Origin of the sequence: Reichenbachiella sp. 5M10 (assembly GCF_002742335.1) — a bacterium.
GTDB lineage: Bacteria > Bacteroidota > Bacteroidia > Cytophagales > Cyclobacteriaceae > Reichenbachiella.
Genome location: NZ_MDGR01000007.1, coordinates 3189571 through 3207751 on the forward strand (window position 1 = coordinate 3189571; position 18181 = coordinate 3207751).

Below are 18181 nucleotides of genomic sequence, written 5' to 3' on the forward strand. Positions count from 1 at the left end.
TTTAGTAATTAGTTTTTAAGTAAAGTGGCGCCATCGCCAGGGGCGACAATATAATGCTTTAGTTCCACTTGAGTGACCTTTTTGTAGTTTTCAAGAACACTCCTTACTGTACTTTCTAACCCTTTCTTCTTGACAATATTGATGGTGCACCCGCCAAATCCGCCACCCATCATTCGTGCCCCGATGATATCCGGGTGCACCTTGGCAAGGTCCGCTAGCAGATCCAACTCTGTACAACTCACTGCATACTGTTTACTCAATCCTACATGTGTTTGGTCCATTAGTTCCCCTAATCGCTCAATATCTCCTCGTTTCAACGCCTCAGCTGCTTGCAGTACACGATTGTTCTCGCTGATCACGTATGCACACCTATCGTACACGACGGCATCTAGTTCTGATTTGACCGCATCGAGCTGCTCCATCGTCGCATCTCTCAAACTCTCGATTCCTTCAAATTTCTTTTGCAGCACAGCTACACCAGATTCGCATTGTTCGCGGCGTACGTTGTACTCCGAGCTAGCTAGATTGTGCTTGACCGCTGTATCAAACAACACCAATTGGTAGTCCTTCATATCACAAGGGATAGACGTGTACTCCAGAGAGCGACAATCCAACATGATCGCATGATCTGCGGTACTCAAACAACTCGCAAACTGATCCATGATCCCGCACTTCACGCCTGCGAAATTGTGCTCCGCCTGCTGCCCCATCTTGGCAACATCCACCAAGGACAGCTCATGACCCAACAACTGACTCACTGCAAAACCAAAAGAACACTCTAGCGCTGCGGAAGAAGATAATCCTGCACCCAAAGGCACATCACTCGAGAAGACCATGTTGAATCCTTCGAGAGCCAGTCCTTTCTTATTGTACTGATCGAGCACTCCTAAGAAATAATTGACCCAACCTATCTCCACAGGCTTTAGCTCATCATCGATCGAGAAACTGTACCCTTCCTCTAAATCTAATGCCTCTAACCTACATTCCTTTGAACCGCTCTTGGCGATGGCTACATAGGCCGCCTGCTCGATCGCTGCGGGCATCACGTACCCATTGTTGTAGTCAGTGTGCTCACCTATGAGGTTGATCCTACCTGGTGACTTGACCAGTAAGGGTTCTCCCCCAAACCTCTCTTTGTAGCTGGCTATTACAGCTTCCTTTTTTTCATTGACGTCTTTCATAACCCTCGTTTAATCTTTTAATTTCAATTGCCAATTCCATGCAGAGGACATCATGTCGTCGAGTGACAACTGAGCCGTCCAACCCAACTCCTCCGTAGCATAGGTATTGTCAGCGTATATTTTTTCTATATCTCCAGCACGTCTCGCTGTGATCTCATGATTGACTTTCACTCCATTGATTTTCTCAAATGACTGAATGATCTCCAAAACTGAATAGCCTGACCCTGAACCTAGATTAAAGTACTCGTAGGCTGTTTTTTGTTTTTTATTCAACTGTCGCTGTACAGCGATTACGTGAGCTTTTGCCAAATCCACTACGTGAATGTAATCTCGAACTGCCGTACCATCTGGTGTATCGTAATCATCGCCAAACACGCTCAATTTTTCGCGCACACCCGTCGCTACCTGCATGAGATACGGCATCAGATTGTTCGGAACACCCTTAGGCTTCTCACCAATGAGTGCAGAGCTATGCGCACCTATAGGATTGAAATATCGAAGAGCGATGGAGTGAATCCCTTCGTACGCCCGTGAACTATCTCGCAGGATGTCCTCTCCGATTTTTTTGGTATTCCCATAAGGAGACTCGGCAGGCTTGATTGGTGTTTGCTCCGTCACTGGTAGGACATCTGGCTGGCCGTACACCGTACACGATGAAGAAAACACGATGTTTGGCACACCGTGTTTTTTCATACATGCAATCAAGTTTACTAAACCCAAAATATTGTTTTGATAGTACAGCAACGGATCAGTCGCGGATTCCCCTACCGACTTGGATGCCGCGAAATGGATCACTCCTTCGAATACATGTCCCTCAAACAAACGCTCCAAGTCCGATTCCGATTTCAAATCCAACCGAGTAAACCCAGGTTTCGTGCCTGTGATTTGCAAGATACGATCCAGCACTCCCTCTTCGGTATTGGACAAGTCGTCGACGATGTGCACGCTGAATCCTGCCTGGATCAACTCCACAACCGTATGCGACCCGATATACCCCAATCCCCCTGTTACTAAAATACTCATGATCAAATGGTCTTATTTTATTAAACGTAATATTAACGGTTTTTATTAAAACGTACAAACAACGTTTATAAATAATTTACCGAACACATGACCATCAGACGCCCCTACTCCTCACAATCTACGAATGACTCTCAGCGATCCTTAGGGAGACATACCGACGTATCTAATCGGAACAAACACTATCGTCACACTCCGTACAATTCTAATATTATGTTCAAGCTGCATCTTTATTTAGGTCTCATTAATTTTGCCCCGTCCAACCACACCCCCACATGCCTATGCAAACGAGACTCTTCCTTCTGCACAAACCCTACGGATACATTTCTCAATTCGTGAGCAACGAAAAAACCCGCAAAAACAAAAAGAAACTTGGAGAACTGTATAATTTTCCAAAAGGGACGATGGCAATCGGTCGTCTTGATGAATCATCAGAAGGGTTGCTGCTACTGACTACAGATGGCCAACTGAGTGTGGAGGTGAGAAGCCGCAAAGTAGAGAAAGAATATTTCGCTCTAGTCGACGGCATCATCACACCATCAGCCATATCTGCACTACAGTCAGGTGTAGAGATCTCAATCAAGCAAAAGACCTACACAACCATGCCTTGTCAAGCGCGAGCGATGAAAACGTCAGAAGTGTATTGGGCCCACTCCCGTGACGTCCGTGACGAAAGACACGGGCCTACGAGTTGGCTATCGATCACACTCACCGAAGGCAAAAATCGCCAAGTTAGAAAAATGACTGCCGCTGTGGGCTTTCCGACCCTTCGTCTGATCAGGGTCCGTATAGGTGACGTTCATTTGAACCAACTCCCAGCAGGTGAAGTTGTCGAACTTGATGGAATTGATATTGGAATTTGTCCCAACCCAAAACCATAAAAAAACCGTCACAGCCTTATCAATCGGCCATGACGGTTGTCTGCGTTTTTCTGAATCCAACTCTAGACAGTTACCTCTAGCAGCTCCATACCGTCTGCCACCAATTGCACCTGATCAATCGCTGCTGGTATCAAGATCGTTTCACCTTTTTTGATAGAGACGCTATGCCCATTGGCTGTGACTGTTCCTTCTCCATCTACACACATGTAGATCACGAACGAGTCAGTTGTAGCATAGTCCTTCGTCGCTTTTCCTATGACTGGTAGATAATTAGTAGTAAAGTAGGGACAAGAAGCGATCTCATTTGAGCTATTCTCAAGCTTGGCATAGTCTAGCCAAAAATCATCTTTCTTCTCAAAGTCAATCGCATCCAACGCCAAGTCTGTATGCAGCTCTCTTGGTTTGCCATCCTTATCGACACGGTTCCAATCGAATACACGGTAGGTCACATCGGAAGTCTGCTGTATCTCTGCAATCAGGCACCCGGCACCAATCGCATGAATCTTTCCTGTATTGATGAAGAAGCTATCTCCCTTTTTGACCTTCTCGACATTGAGGATATCCTCTAGCGTATTGTCCTCGACATGCTGCACGTACTCCTCTTTGGTCACTTCTTTGTTGAAGCCTACGATCAGATCTGCGTCAGGCTCGGCATCCATCACATACCACATCTCCGTCTTGCCAAACGAGTTGTGCCGCTCCTTGGCCAAAGCATCATTGGGGTGCAACTGTATAGACAAAGGTACCTTCGCATCGATGTACTTGATCAATATCGGAAAGGCCTCTCCGAAGCGCTCGCTATTGTGCTGTCCTATGAGTGCCGCACCATACTCCTTGAGCAATTCTTTGAGATCTTTGCCCTTGAGCGCACCGTTGGCTACTACAGATGCATCTCCAGGTACATCGGATATCTCCCAGCTCTCGCCGAGGTTCTTTTCGTCAGATTGCTTATTGAGCACGTCTACTAATTTGTCTCCTCCCCACATCCTGTACTTCAAAATGGGGTCAAATTTCATTGGATAGTCTACATTCATTGTCTTTGATTTCGGGCACCTCAGTATTTCTTCGACTGCCTATTTATTCTTATAATAATTTTGCAACACAAAAAACGCCTTTTTCTTTTTCCCTGTATTACTGATCAAACCTTTTCTATTCCAAAAATCTTGGAAAACAGGGTGTGGTCTACGTGGGGATTTGAAATCCACTAGAATCCAAGGCGTCATCCCTCTAAGGCCATCGATCTGCTCCAGCATCTTCAGTTGGTTGATATAGAGGTCCTCTTGATACTCCTCCGACCAACGCACGCGATCGGCACTATAGTAGCCCGGCTGTGCGCCAGCTCCGAACTCTGAGATAAACACCGGTTTGTCTTGATCAAACGAAAATTTGATATCCTCCAATTTGTTCAATTCATGGCTACTGTACCAGCCGGCATACTCGTTGAAACTAATCAGATCGATCTTCTCTGCGAGTGGATCGTGACAGCTCATCACGCCATCTACCGTCTCCAACTCCAGTGCAGCAGCGACCAATCGCGTATCATCCAGCTCTCGGACGTGATCGACCAATCCCCCCATAAACTGAAGTCGTGGTGCATTGACAGGAGTCTCATTACCTACTGACCAGATCATCACAGCTGCTCGATTGATATCGCGCTCGACCAAATCCGTCAACTGCTTTTTGGCATTGGCAAAAGTCTCCTCGTTTCCCCAAGAGATCGTCCAGTATACCGGCACCTCGGCCCATACCATGAGCCCCATTTGCTCTGCCATCCTCACCATTTTTTCGTTGTGCGGGTAGTGTGCCAGTCGGACAAAATTGCATCCCAGTTCCTTTGCCCACTGGAGCATCATACGGATATCCCCCTCGGACCTCAACCTCCCCTCTATTAACGGGTTTTCATCATGCATAGAAATCCCTTTGAGAAATATTGGTTTGCCGTTGAGCAAGATATCCTTACCCTCTGTCGCTATGCTACGGAAACCGATCTGATCCTTGACCACATCCTCTCCATAGGACACTTGCACATCATACAGTTTTGGACTCTCTGGACTCCACAACTTTAGCTTTTTAGCCACTATTGTATAGCTTGCTTTCCCGTCCTTGTCTAGCGTCACCTCCTTGTTGATTCGGAGTTCTGGAATAGCTACTTGTGCTTTGTCTCCGGCCTTTCCCCCAGCCACTGTTACAGCGCCTTTGATCTCGCGGTTACTTTGAGGCTTGAGTTGTAGGGCATAGTCTGCTACGTGTTGTTTTGGGAGATCCAAAAGCAATACATCGCGGGTGATTCCACCATAATTCCACCAATCTGTATTGACCGTAGGTACTTCGTCCTGATGACGAGTGTTGTCTACTTTGAGCACCACGAAATTATCCCCATCCACCAACAGATCCGTAACATCAAACTCAAAAGGAGTGAACCCGCCTTTGTGCATGCCTACTTTCTTGCCGTTGCAATAGACATGTGCTTCGTAGTTGACCGCACCAAAATAGAGTTTGTATACTTTGTCCGCCTGAGGGCTTGCTTCGAAGGATTTCAAAAGCCATACGCTACCCTCATAAAATTTCAACTCTGGCACTTGTGAATTCCAGTCCCCAGGGACATCCATCACTGCTGCATGTTCGAAATCATACTCTATCAGTTCATTGGGATGTGCAGGCGCCTTGTTGTCATAGTACCCCCCAGCACCCGACTCACTTTGATCAAAAGCCTGCCTTCTATAGTTGTAAAATCCGTTTTCGTAGGGGTCGATGATGTAGCTCCATTGGCCATTGAGGCTGATGTGCTCACGTGCATACGGATTGAGGGTCGCTGCGCTCAGCTCACCTACGAGCATCAGCATGAAAAACATCGAGGTGATCGTTTTCAAATTCATAGTTTTTAGTCTTAGTTTTTATTAAATAAAACCAACTGACAAGGGTCATGCTGTACCTCCCCAACTGGAACCGTAAAGATAATGGTCTACTTCAAACCCACAACTTTCGCTCACCAAAAGCCCTCACAAGAAGAGGACCATAGACGACAATTTCAAAGCCCTTTCGTACCGCATAGCCAATCAATCATTGAAGTAATCCTCATCGGACTCCTCTATCACCCCCTCCTCAGAGGTGGACGAAAGAGTCGCCAAAAACTCGACCATATTGATCTCTTTGCCCAAACTGAGTCGCTTTCTCAACCGATAGCGAGCTGTCTCTACTCCCCGTACCGAAATGTTGAGGATCGCGGCGATTTCTTTGTTGGTCAGGTTCATATTGACAAACCCACACAAGCGCAGCTCCTTTTGAGTGAGGTCTGGAAAATTGACCTTAAGCTCATTGAAGAACTCTTGATGCACACGCTCAAAATTGGCATCAAACACGTTCAAATGCTCTTCATCTTGCAAATTGAGGTTGATCCGTCGTGTCATCGACCGTACAATCTCACGGTTGCTCGCATTTTTGATCTTTGACCGCAATTCTTTGAGCTCTGCAGCCATAGCTGCAAGAAGTTCTCTTTTTTTGAGCAACAGAATGGTATAGTTCGCCAACTCCTTACTTTTTTGCACCACATCCTCTTCCAGACGCTTTTTCTCGAGTTCGATATTTTCATTTTCGCGCTCCAGCGTCATGTTCTTGATTTCCAATTCCAAACTCGTTTTGACACGATGAGCTTCTTCTTTTGTCCTTTTGATCTTCTGTCTGACAAGTGTTCTGGCCAATACCAGCCCGATCACCGCCAAAACCGCCAAAACAGTCAATGCGCCTTTCGTTTGGTACCAGACGGGTTCGATTTCAAACACATACGCCACCTCCTCCGAGCGGTCTCCAAATGTGGTCCTTGAGCGCACCTTTAGCGTATATTGGCCCGCTTTGAGGTAACTGTACTCCTTTTCAGAAACTTCATCCCACTCCGACCACTGTCGGTCCATACTCTCCAACTTGTAGCTGTACTGCAGGTCCTTTTGTGTACTAAATCGAGGTGTGGCAAAATTGAAAGTCAATGAACTGGTATTGTTGGGCAGTTTCAAGTGGCTCCCTCGCTGACTGACCAGCGGACAATAAATCACACTATCTTCCTGATTTTTGTACTTCACTTGAGTGATCACGGTCGGAGCAGTCACAACTTCATTGCGTTTCCCGATGTTGAACTTATACAGCCCGTTGTTAGTCCCTACCAGTACACCTGAGTCACTGAGTGGCAGGATCAGCTCCATGCTTTTCAATAAGCTCCCTTTGAGGGAAAGAAAAAGATCTCGGTAGACCCTAGACGTGTCGCTGGTATAGAAAAAACCCATTTCATCCTCCTTGACATACCAGGTTTTGTCATCATCCTGTAGGATCTTCCGAATCAAATGATCACGGCCAAGGACAGCTGTCAGTTCCTCATACAATTCGAATTGGTTCGTTGTACGATCGTAGCGGTACAAACCATCTACCGTGGTAAAAACGGTATCCCCTTTCCAGATGGAGATGTTGTTGTTGTAAGCCGAAGGCAAGCCGTTTTGATCTGTGTATTGCTCCAAACTCGTAGTACGCTGGTAGTCGTCATCAATCTTGATCCGAAACACCCCTTTGTATCCATGACATACCCAAAACGTATTGTCCTCCACACTTTGCATGATGTCTCGCCCAGAAATATCAAAGCCGTTGATTTTGTTTTTGTAAACGAAACTCCCCCGCTCGTACTTGATCAAATACAACCCGTCGTAGGCACATGCCAAATAGTGGTGTGGCTTTCCTTCGATCGGGATGACCTTCCAGACCCCGTTGGTTTGATTGACAAATGAGGTCCTCTGTCCCTCCAGGACATATACCCCTCGATCATGTGCTACGACGATCTTTCCTTCGTACAAGTGCAAGGACCAAGCTTGAGCCTCTAACCCAGGGACAATCGAAAAATCGTCACTGGATAGTGTCGCTTCATCTCCCTCATAGGTCGCTACATACACTCCTTGGTTAGTAGCCACATAGAATTTGTGATCATACAGCAGTGCATCGTACACAGCTGCATCTTCGAAAAGCTTGGAGATATGCGAAGGTATCTCAATACAGTCAATTCCTTTGTTGAGCAAAGCCCAAACACTTCCATCTCTGGTTTGATAAAGATTAAGCACGGTGTTGTTTTGCAAATTTTCGAAGGTTCGTCCTTCTTGGAGTCTTTGGTCTGTGAGCTCAAAGACACGCACCTTGCTGTTGATCATACCTAGGAAATAACTCCCCTCCCTGCTTTTGATCACGCAAAATATCTGATCTCCAGAATCGTCTGGCACATGATTCATCAACAGCTCAAACTTACTCGTGACTAAGTCCAAAGAGTAGGATTTGCCTACTCTACTAAATATTACCAGTTCGCGCTTGGAGCGGCCTGGTAGCAAAGCGCACAATTCTTCTCCATCGTACCTATCACTGGCTATCAGTTTTTCTGTCTCGAGGTTTTTGAGATTCAGTCTTTTGATACCCCAGTGATCCACCACGTAGAGGTGATCATTGATCACATTCATTCGGGTAAACTGCCCATGTGCTGGGAGAGTCACCGCACGGCGGTTTTTGACAGCTATCAGTTGCTTGAAACTCCGAAATACAACGAAGCCATCTAACTCATCGATCTGCCATATGTCTTCAAAATTGCGATCTTCTGGACGAAGCACATCCAAGAGAGACACGTATTTGTATTGACCGATATCGTTTCGAACTATTCGACCTAGATCATTGTACCCACCCACGTAGACATTGCCATCACTGGCATATTTCAACCCGCGTACCGTTGATCCGTTGGGCAACCGAAGCAAACTCCATCGTTCGCCATCGTAGATCGCTACTCCGTCGTTGTTGCCAAAGTAAAGTACCCCCTCCGCGTCTTCAGCCATAGTCCAAAACTGCGAATCGAATCGATAATCCTCCTCCGTATAATGGACAACTTGAGGAGTACCGTTGATGTTGAATTTCTTTACCTCCCCTAAACTTTGGGCGACACGCTCTACCGATTCTTCGGCATACAGCTGAGTCACACAGCACCATAGCAATAGGCAATACAATAGTTGTCTCATATACGAATCCTCACAATCAAAAAAACCTCAACACGCTGAAAATCAATACATATACATGTAATGAAGTAGTAATAAAGTATTTAATTCTTTCTGCTGGTGTATATAAAGTGTGGTGATAGACTAAAACAACCACACCAGTGATGATACATTTGAAATACTGCTTGCCAACTTGGAGCAGTAGAGTTACCTTCCAGCAAAAGCTAGAGCAAAGTAACTAAATTTCATCCAACATTATGAGGCTCTACTATAGCCTTTATAGAGTTGGCTTTTTATCACCCATTTTATATACACCAAAGTGAAAGACATCAAAACACTATTCCGCCAATCCGTCCTGCTCCTACTCTGCATGACTCCCTACTTATGCTCCGCCCAATACCTCACCACAGACGGCACTCAAATCATAGATGGTGAAGGCAAAGAAATCATCCTAAGAGGCATCGGCCTAGGAGGATGGATGCTCCAAGAAGGCTACATGCTACGTACTACCGGTCCTCAGCACCAAATAGAAGCAAAAATTGAAGACCTCCTTGGCAAAGAAAAAAAGGAAGAATTCTACGAGGCTTGGCTATCCAATCACTGCCAAAAAATCGACATTGACTCCATGGCATCTTGGGGCTACAATTCGGTACGACTCCCGATGCATTACAAGCTATTCACCCCTCCCATCGAAGAAGAAGAAGAAAACGCAGGACAAATCACTTGGAACGAAGAAGGTTTTGAAATGGTGGACGAACTCCTCTCATGGGTCAAAGCCAATGACATGTACCTGATCCTAGATCTACATGCCGCACCAGGCGGTCAAGGTGAAAACGAAGACATCAGCGACTATGACCGTACCAAACCCTCTCTTTGGGAAAGCACAGCCAATCAAGACAAAATGGTTGCCCTCTGGAAAAAACTAGCCGAGCGCTATGCCGACGAGCCCAACATCGGTGCCTATGACATCATCAACGAACCCAACTGGGGATTTCAGAATCATGCCGATGACCTCAACGGCTGCTCCGAAAGCCAAAACACTCCTCTCTGGAACCTACAAAAGAAAATAACAGCTGCCATCCGAGAAGTAGACCAAAACCACATAGTCATCATCGAAGGCAACTGCTGGGGCAACAACTACGCCGGCCTTCCGGCCCTGTGGGACGACAACCTCGTCCTCAGCTATCACAAATATTGGAATAGCAATAGCCAAGCTTCCATACAAGGAATGCTCGACATGCGAACCAACCGAAACGTACCCATATGGCTCGGCGAGACAGGTGAAAATTCCAACGCATGGTTTGCTGATGCCATCGAACTCTTCGAAACCAACCACATGGGTTGGTCATGGTGGCCACTCAAAAAAATGGGAAGCAACAACCCTCTTCAAGTTGAAATCAATGACGGCTACCAAGACATCCTCGACTACTGGTCAGGCAGTGCATCCCAACCAACGGAAGAAAATGCCTACCGCTCACTCATGGAACTGGCCGAAAACCTCAAACTGGAAAACAACACCTACCATCCTGATGTAGTCGACGCGATGATCCGCCAACCACACAGCACGGAGACTCTCCCCTACAAAAACAACCGACTATCCGAGACAGAAACCACACGCATATTTGCAGTGGACTATGACCTAGGTAGAGCAGGATCTGCCTACCATGACATAGGGTATACCAATGAAACAGGACAACCAGGTGGGCTTGCATGGAATCAAGGCTATGCGTATCGCAACGATGGAGTAGATATCCAAACAGGCCAAGACGACATCTCCAACGGGTATACCGTCGGCTGGACCGAAAAGGGAGAATGGCTTCTCTACACTCTCGACGTCCCTGCAGATGGACAGTATCAAATCGATTTGCGCTATGCATCCAACACCGACGATACCGCTCTACGACTCTATGTCAACGACAGTGATCAAACGGGGACTGTCCAACTCCCCAACTCCGGCGGGTTCAACGCATGGAGCACACAGACCGTGGGACAACTCGTCCTCTATCAAGGGACTCAAAAACTCAAGCTCTACATCGAAAATGGAGGATTCAATGCGAACTATATCACGTTCGACTTAAAAAAAAACTAAATGAAGTACTGCTAGAAGGGCAAGCAGCTGCGACAAGTGAGTCTGGCGATCAGATTCATTTGTCGCTCAACAAACAGCTAGATGTCGTAACCATAGAGGGCAATCCCGGCTTTCGGCTCGGAGTGGATGGCATCTACACCGAACTCGGCCAAGCCACTCTCGATGAGTCCAATCCTCGAATCCTGCACATCACCAATACCCTCCCCCTCATCGATACCCACCAACTGACGCTCAGCTACAGCGGTACACAAATCCAAGCCACGGATGGCAGTTTTTTGCAAGAATTCTCTGAGCTGCCTGTAGACAACCACCTTCCCGTCTACACGGTACTCCCTGCCAAAATCGAAGCAGAAAACTACATCACCAACATCGGTCTCGTCCATGAAAACACCACCGATGCTGGAGGTGGAGAAAATCTCGGCCACACTGCCACTGGGGATTATGTAGACTACCACGTCACAGTGCAGGATACGACTGTATTCCAAATAGACGCTCGTGTAGCCTCAGAAAGTGCCGGCGGCACCCTCGAACTACAACAACTGAATGAGAATAACGAAATCATCCAAAAGGTCCAGCTGAGCTTCGGCCCCACAGGTGGCTGGCAAACCTGGACCACTGTGAGTACATCCGCTATACTCTACCCCTACCGCGGCACGCTCCGCATCAAAGTCATAGCACCTGAATTCAACCTCAACTGGATCCGCTTCAGCAAAACAGTTCTCTCCACGCCCAGCCATGAACGCTCTGCCAACCTACAACTCTACCCAAACCCCACTCGTGACGAAGTACAGGTAGAAATACCCAACGAGAAAGGCACAGCAACACTATCCCTCACAGACCTCAATGGTCGAGTCTGGCGGACCGAATCAATTGATCTCGCACACCCCCATCCTCTCTCCATACACGGCCTGAGCAGTGGAGCGTACATTGTCGAAATCCGCAGCTCGCACACTACCTGGAGGCAACGCCTTCTTATAAACTGACAAGTCTCACCACTGCTCACTCAAAACATCCCCATCGAAATCACACGATGGGGATGTTCTGCTTTAGGGGGGCTAATGATTGCCAATCGATTGTATTGAAAAGTGTAAAACCAACCGATGACCATAGACAGACAGGACGCCTTCCTTACACCCAAAAAACATCCAAATAAAACACCGCATTCAGGTAAAAAAATAGCAAAAAAACACCGTGTTTTACACTCACTTTTTTACATTCAAAAATCTGTATACCAATACATTACACAGGATGAAGTAGTTAAAACGTAGAACAAATCCAGACAGGTGTATTTTAAGCGTACAGCGAAATTAAACTCTGCCAAAAGCATGCAATACATTTGAAAACTTATGAAAGTAAAAGTGCCTCCAAACAGCACTTTTTGTTAAATGATTATTAAAGACTAAAGTATGAAATTACAAACTCTACAATTATTGCAGAGGTCTATCAGACCCCTCATGGTTTTGTGTCTCACTTTGCTTTGGAGTTTCGCGCAAGCGCAAACTACAGTAAGAGGTAAGGTCACAGACGAAACTGGCGAAAGCTTGCCAGGTGTTTCGATTCTAGTAAAAGGTACAACAACAGGTACTGTATCTGATCTAGACGGCAACTACAGCATCAATATTGACGACTCTGATGCTGTTCTTAGTTACTCATTTATTGGTTTTTTGACACAAGAAGCTACAGTAGGCAGTCGCACGACGATTGACATCACCCTACCCATGGACGTACAGTCTCTCGAAGAGGTCGTCGTGATCGGTTACGGTGAGCAAAAAAAGAGCTTGTCCACAGGAGCCATTTCTTCTGTGAAGGCCCAAGAATTGCAAACGGTATCTACGGGTAGAATAGACCAAGCACTACAAGGTAGAACACCGGGTGTATCAATCCGCCCTACCTCTGGATCTCCAGGAGCAAGTACTAAAATCAGAATCAGGGGGGTATCATCCAATGGCGGATCTGACCCACTATTCATCATCGATGGAGTACGAACTGGTGCTGCAGGCATGGACTACCTGAGTCCAAACGACGTAGAATCCATCGAAGTGCTCAAAGATGCTGCTTCGTCAGCGATCTACGGTGCTGAAGGCGCCAACGGTGTAGTCATCGTCACTACCAAAAAAGGTAAGCCAAACACCGGAAGCATTACTTATAGTGGCCAATACGGTGTGCAATCCATGGACCCTAGTTTGATGCCACTCATGACTGCTCCACAGTACCAAGAGTACATGACAGCTGCTGGTGCTCCAGGTGCCCCTACCCCTGCAGACATCAATGGGATAGGTGACGGTACCGACTGGCTAGATGAAATGACACAAAACGCTCCGCAGCAAAGTCACACGTTGTCTTTCGCTGGTGGTACAGAGAAATCTACCTACTTCATCTCTGGTACGATGTTTCAGCAAGATGGAGTCATCGGTGGTGACAAGTCTAGATTCAACCGCTACACTGCTCGATTGAACTCCAACCACAAATTGAAAGAATGGATCTCAGTAGGACAAAACCTATCGTACTCTTACATTCAAAAAAGTGGATTGGCAGAAAATGACGAATTCGGTGGTTTGGTAGCCAGTGGATTGGCTCTTGACCCAGTCACTCCAGTATCCTACACGGGTTCGACGCTCCCAGCACACGTACAATCGGCAGTAGATGCTGGCCAGCCTCTCGTGAGAGATTCCAACGGCGACTACTACGGGATTTCTCAGTTCGTCAAAGGAGAGTACGGCAACCCGCTAGCACGTATCGACCTCCAGCAAGGTCAAACGGTACAAAACAAAATCTTGGGTAACGCCTTTGTAGAGATCAAGCCAATCGAAGGATTGACGATCACCTCACGTGTCGGTATCGATGCTGCATTCCAAAGATTCCACACTTGGACACCTACCTTCTGGTTCTCTTCTGAAAGCCTCAACACCGTGGCAAACGGTAGCGATGAATGGCAAGAATGGTATACATGGCAGTGGGAAAACTTCGCAAGCTATGACAAGACCATCGGAGATCACCACTTCAACCTATTGGCTGGTACTGCCATTCAAAAATACACCTACAACAACCTAAATGGCAGTTATTCGGGCTTGTTCAAAGAAGAAGACAAGTGGTCTTACGGAGATTACACGCCAGACGACACAGACAAAGTCGGTAGCCGTCCTGAGTACCGTACGCTCAACTCATACTACGGTAGACTCTCCTACGACTACCAAGGCAAGTACCTCCTAAACGCTACACTGAGACGTGACGGTTCGTCTATGCTCTCTGATGGCAACAAGTGGGGAACCTTCCCTTCGGTATCACTCGGATGGGTATTCTCTAACGAGAACTTCTTCCCAAGCGGTATTTCCAATATCGTCAACTATGCCAAGCTAAGAGTGAGCTGGGGACAAAATGGAAGTTTGTCTAACCTCAGCCCTGGACAGTGGCAATCCTCTATCGCTACTTCAGTGCAAGGTGTGATTCGATACGAAGATGCAGCGGGCACATTCCAACAAGGAGCAGCGCCATCCAACTTGACCAACCCATACTTGACATGGGAAACCAGTGAACAAATCGATATCGGGTTGGACACAAGGTTCTTTGACGGTCGATTGACTTTTGCCATGGACTACTACCAAAAGAAAACCAAGGATTTGATCACCCCAGGAGCTGCACCGTACTTCGCTGGCAACAAACTCAACTTCACAAATGCAGGAGATGTATTGAACAAAGGTTTTGAGTTCGAATTGGGCTTCAACAACGGGACAGCCAAGGATTTCCAATATGGAATCAACTTGAACCTCTCGACGCTATCCAACGAAGTGACCTACCTCGATCCAAACTACCCAGTACTCAATGGATCCAACGTCGGTACAGGATGGCAAGCAGCTACCAAATTCGAAGAAGGCCAGCCCGTATGGTACTTCAGTGGGTACAAAACGGACGGTATCTTCCAAAACCAGCAACAAATCGATCAGTACATCGCAGACAATGGGTTGACTGGCTATGCACCAGTACCTGGTGATCCGATCGCAGTGGACACCAACGAAGATGGCACCATCTCGGTCGATGACCAAACCTATATCGGAGATGCTATCCCTGAGACCATGTTTGGTGCAAGAATCAACTTGGCGTACAAAGGGTTTGATTTCATCTTGTTTGCTCAAGGACAAGCGGGCAACCAGATCATGATGGGCTTCAACCGTACAGATAGACCTACGGCCAACAAGCCAGCATTCTTCTACGATGACATGTGGACAGGCGAAGGTTCTACCAACTCGTGGTTTAGACCCAACACCAGTGACAACATCGCCTACAGCAGCGACATGATGGTCTTTGACGGTTCCTATGTCAGAATTCGCCAAATGCAATTGGGATACACCTTGCCAAACAGCGTTTCTGAGAAAATCAAAGTCAACAACGTCCGTTTCTATGTCTCTATGGACAATTTCTTCACCTTCACCAAATACCCAGGTATGGATCCAGAAGCAGGTTCTGGCAATGACAACAGCCAAGGGGTGGACAGAGGGTACTACCCAGTACCTAGAACAGTCATCGGAGGTCTAACATTCAGTTTCTAATCATTCAAGAAAGAGAATTATGAAAAATTTCAATATAAAATATTTACTCGTAGCGGTGATGATGATCATGGCTACTGCGTGCGAAGACTTTTTGGATCAGGAGGTTCCTGGAAAATTCCCCGAAGAAGACTTCTATCAAAATGACGAAGACGCAAGCTCTGCCATCACGGCGGTCTACGACATGATGTCGGCACACTATTACACCAACTGGGCCAGCTTGTATGTCGTAAAAATGATGCTATCGGATGAGAGCAATGCAGGTGGATCAAACGAAGGAGATCAACTAGGTTATCAAAACCTAGACGACTTCAAGATCGATGCTCAAAACGACAAAATACAGGATGTATGGAAGATGCTCTACTACACGATCTATCGTGCCAACAAGGTCATCAACAAACTCCCTGGCGATACAGACTTGCAGAAGCGCATCATCGCTGAGGCCAAAGCCCTCCGCGCCATGAACTACTTTGACTTGGTCAGCTTATGGGGTGATGTACCGCTGGTATTGGATGATGTAGCTCCAGCGGACTACACCAGCACCGAGCGTGCACCCGTAGCAGACGTCTATGCGCAGATCGAAATGGATTTGACAGAAGCCATCGCTGTATTGCCAGAGGCATCTGCATATCCTGCTGCCGAAAAATACAGAGTTTCCAAAGGTACTGCGCAAGCTGCTCTAGGCAAAGCACACTTGTACCAAGAAGAATGGAGTGATGCCGCTACACAACTCGAAGCGGTAATCAATTCTAATGTATACTCCTTGGAGCATTCGGTACAGGACGTGTTTGCTACGACGGGTGAGTTTGGACGTGAGTCTATCTTCGAATTGTCGTTTTCGCCAAGTGCTGAGTACGACTGGGGCAACTTCCCATGGGGCGACAACCCAGAAAGCAACATCCATGTACAATTGATGGGACCAAGAGCTGATTTCTATACGATGGCTCCAGGTGACTCCCTCCTCGGAGGTTGGGGATTCAACGTCCCTACACAAAAAATGTACGATGCTTTCATCGATGCAGGTGATGTCAACAGAAGAGTAGTATCCATCCTATCGGATGACGAACTCATCGCTGCTGGCGGCAACTGGACGGAGCCCAACGCGTGGGATTTCGAAGGTTTCTTCCAAAGAAAATACGGTTCATTCAACAACCAAAATGGTGCACCTGTCGGTGACCTCAACTACGGCACCAACTGGAGAATCATCCGATACGCTGACGTACTGTTGATGGCTGCTGAAGCCAACTACCGTGATGGAGATGAAGCAGCAGCCCAAGGCTATCTCAATGAAGTGAGAACTAGACCTGGTACTGCACTAGCCGCAGTGACTCCTACAGGTGCAGCGCTCTTTGACGCGATCGTACTGGAGAGACAACTCGAGCTGGCTTTCGAAGGACACAGGTACCTCGATCTCGTGAGATGGGGAATGGCCGCTACCGAGCTCGGACCCTTGGGATACGTCGACGGCAAACACGACTTGATGCCTATTCCGATCAACGAAGTGAGAACCGCTGGACTAACACAAAACAATTACTAATCACTCAAATAGGGGCTACTGAAATAGGTAGCCCCATTTTTTCCAAAAACATACACTAATGAAAATGATCAGTTGGATATTTAGTTCAGCATGGGTACTCTTAAGTGCTTGCTCCACGGAGGATTCCGGGCCAGTCAAAAACACAGAGTACGAAGGTCCCAAACAGTACACCTATTCTTTTGGGGACACGCCAATCTGGGCCGAAGAATTTGACTACACTGGTGCGCCCAACCCCGACAACTGGACACACGAAACCGGAGGACACGGATGGGGCAACAACGAACTCGAGTACTACACCAATGACATCAACAATGCATCGGTGGCTGATGGCGTCTTGACCATCACGGCCATCAAAGAACCTACCCAAGGCAATGACTACTCGTCTGCACGTCTCATCAGCAAAAACAAAGCAGACTTCAAGTACGGCCGCATCGAAGCATCCGCCCTCCTACCTACTGGCAGAGGCACCTGGCCTGCTATCTGGATGCTCCCCACCGAATGGGTCTACGGTGACTGGCCCAAATCAGGCGAAATTGACATCATGGAACACGTAGGCTATGACCAAGACCGTGTACACATCACCGTGCACACCGAAGCCTACAACCACAGCATCGGCACACAAGTCGGCAAAAACAAAGTCGTCCCCAATGTCAGCACGGAGTTTCATACCTACCGCGTAGACTGGACCCCTGAGAGCATCACCGGATTCATCGATGATGCACAAATTTTCTATTTTCCCAACGAAAAAAATGGTTCTGCCACCTGGCCCTTCAATGAGACCTTCCACATCCTACTCAACCTCGCCGTAGGAGGCGACTGGGGAGGTGCCGAAGGTGTCGATGAGACCGCCTTCCCGACCTCCATGCAGGTAGACTATGTGAGGGTATACGAATTGATACAAACAGAAGTAGAGGAATAAATCATATGAGA

The 18181-nt window shown here is 47.2% G+C and carries 11 protein-coding genes; 6 read left to right on the forward strand and 5 right to left on the reverse strand.

Annotated elements, in window-relative coordinates:
- Positions 1 to 8: 8 nt before the first annotated feature.
- Entirely contained in the window at positions 9 to 1181 is a 1173-nt protein-coding gene (gene galK, locus BFP72_RS12860; protein ID WP_099599523.1) for a galactokinase, read from the reverse strand.
- Between the two features lie 9 nt (positions 1182 to 1190).
- On the reverse strand, positions 1191 to 2204 hold the full coding sequence (gene galE / locus BFP72_RS12865; RefSeq protein WP_221406514.1) for a UDP-glucose 4-epimerase GalE: 1014 nt from the start codon (positions 2202 to 2204) through the stop codon (positions 1191 to 1193).
- Positions 2205 to 2476: 272 nt separating this feature from the next.
- On the opposite strand from galE, the gene BFP72_RS12870 reads away from it, so the two are divergent.
- Positions 2477 to 3082: a pseudouridine synthase gene (locus BFP72_RS12870; RefSeq protein WP_255397213.1), complete on the forward strand. Its 606-nt coding sequence runs from the start codon at positions 2477 to 2479 to the stop codon at positions 3080 to 3082.
- A gap of 62 nt (positions 3083 to 3144) precedes the next feature.
- On the opposite strand, the gene BFP72_RS12875 is transcribed toward BFP72_RS12870, so the two are convergent.
- The 3 genes from BFP72_RS12875 to BFP72_RS12885 all read right to left on the reverse strand — a co-directional run bounded on the left by BFP72_RS12875 (position 3145) and on the right by BFP72_RS12885 (position 9108).
- A complete protein-coding gene (locus BFP72_RS12875) occupies positions 3145 to 4116 on the reverse strand; it encodes a type I phosphomannose isomerase catalytic subunit (protein ID WP_099599525.1) in 972 nt (323 codons plus the stop codon).
- A 39-nt stretch (positions 4117 to 4155) separates the two neighbouring features.
- Positions 4156 to 5958, reverse strand: a complete 1803-nt coding sequence (locus tag BFP72_RS12880) for a glycoside hydrolase family 2 protein (RefSeq protein ID WP_185123728.1) — start codon at positions 5956 to 5958, stop codon at positions 4156 to 4158.
- A gap of 180 nt (positions 5959 to 6138) precedes the next feature.
- Complete coding sequence (locus BFP72_RS12885) at positions 6139 to 9108, reverse strand: triple tyrosine motif-containing protein (protein WP_099599526.1); 2970 nt, start codon at positions 9106 to 9108, stop codon at positions 6139 to 6141.
- 295 nt (positions 9109 to 9403) lie between these two features.
- Between BFP72_RS12885 and BFP72_RS12890 the strand changes: the two genes are divergently transcribed.
- The 5 genes from BFP72_RS12890 (at position 9404) to BFP72_RS12915 (ending at position 18170) form a co-directional block, all read left to right on the forward strand.
- Positions 9404 to 11173 carry a cellulase family glycosylhydrolase gene (locus tag BFP72_RS12890; RefSeq protein ID WP_221406515.1) on the forward strand — a complete coding sequence of 590 codons (1770 nt, stop codon included), beginning with the start codon at positions 9404 to 9406 and terminating at the stop codon, positions 11171 to 11173.
- Positions 11174 to 11232: 59 nt separating this feature from the next.
- Positions 11233 to 12156 carry a carbohydrate-binding protein gene (locus BFP72_RS19020; protein WP_158233399.1) on the forward strand — a complete coding sequence of 308 codons (924 nt, stop codon included), beginning with the start codon at positions 11233 to 11235 and terminating at the stop codon, positions 12154 to 12156.
- A 423-nt stretch (positions 12157 to 12579) separates the two neighbouring features.
- Entirely contained in the window at positions 12580 to 15717 is a 3138-nt protein-coding gene (locus BFP72_RS12905; RefSeq protein ID WP_221406516.1) for a TonB-dependent receptor, read from the forward strand.
- A gap of 19 nt (positions 15718 to 15736) precedes the next feature.
- Positions 15737 to 17251 (forward strand): RagB/SusD family nutrient uptake outer membrane protein, encoded by a 1515-nt coding sequence (locus BFP72_RS12910; protein ID WP_099599529.1) that lies wholly within the window; start codon positions 15737 to 15739, stop codon positions 17249 to 17251.
- Positions 17252 to 17309: 58 nt separating this feature from the next.
- Positions 17310 to 18170 carry a glycoside hydrolase family 16 protein gene (locus BFP72_RS12915; protein ID WP_255397214.1) on the forward strand — a complete coding sequence of 287 codons (861 nt, stop codon included), beginning with the start codon at positions 17310 to 17312 and terminating at the stop codon, positions 18168 to 18170.
- Positions 18171 to 18181 lie beyond the last annotated feature (11 nt).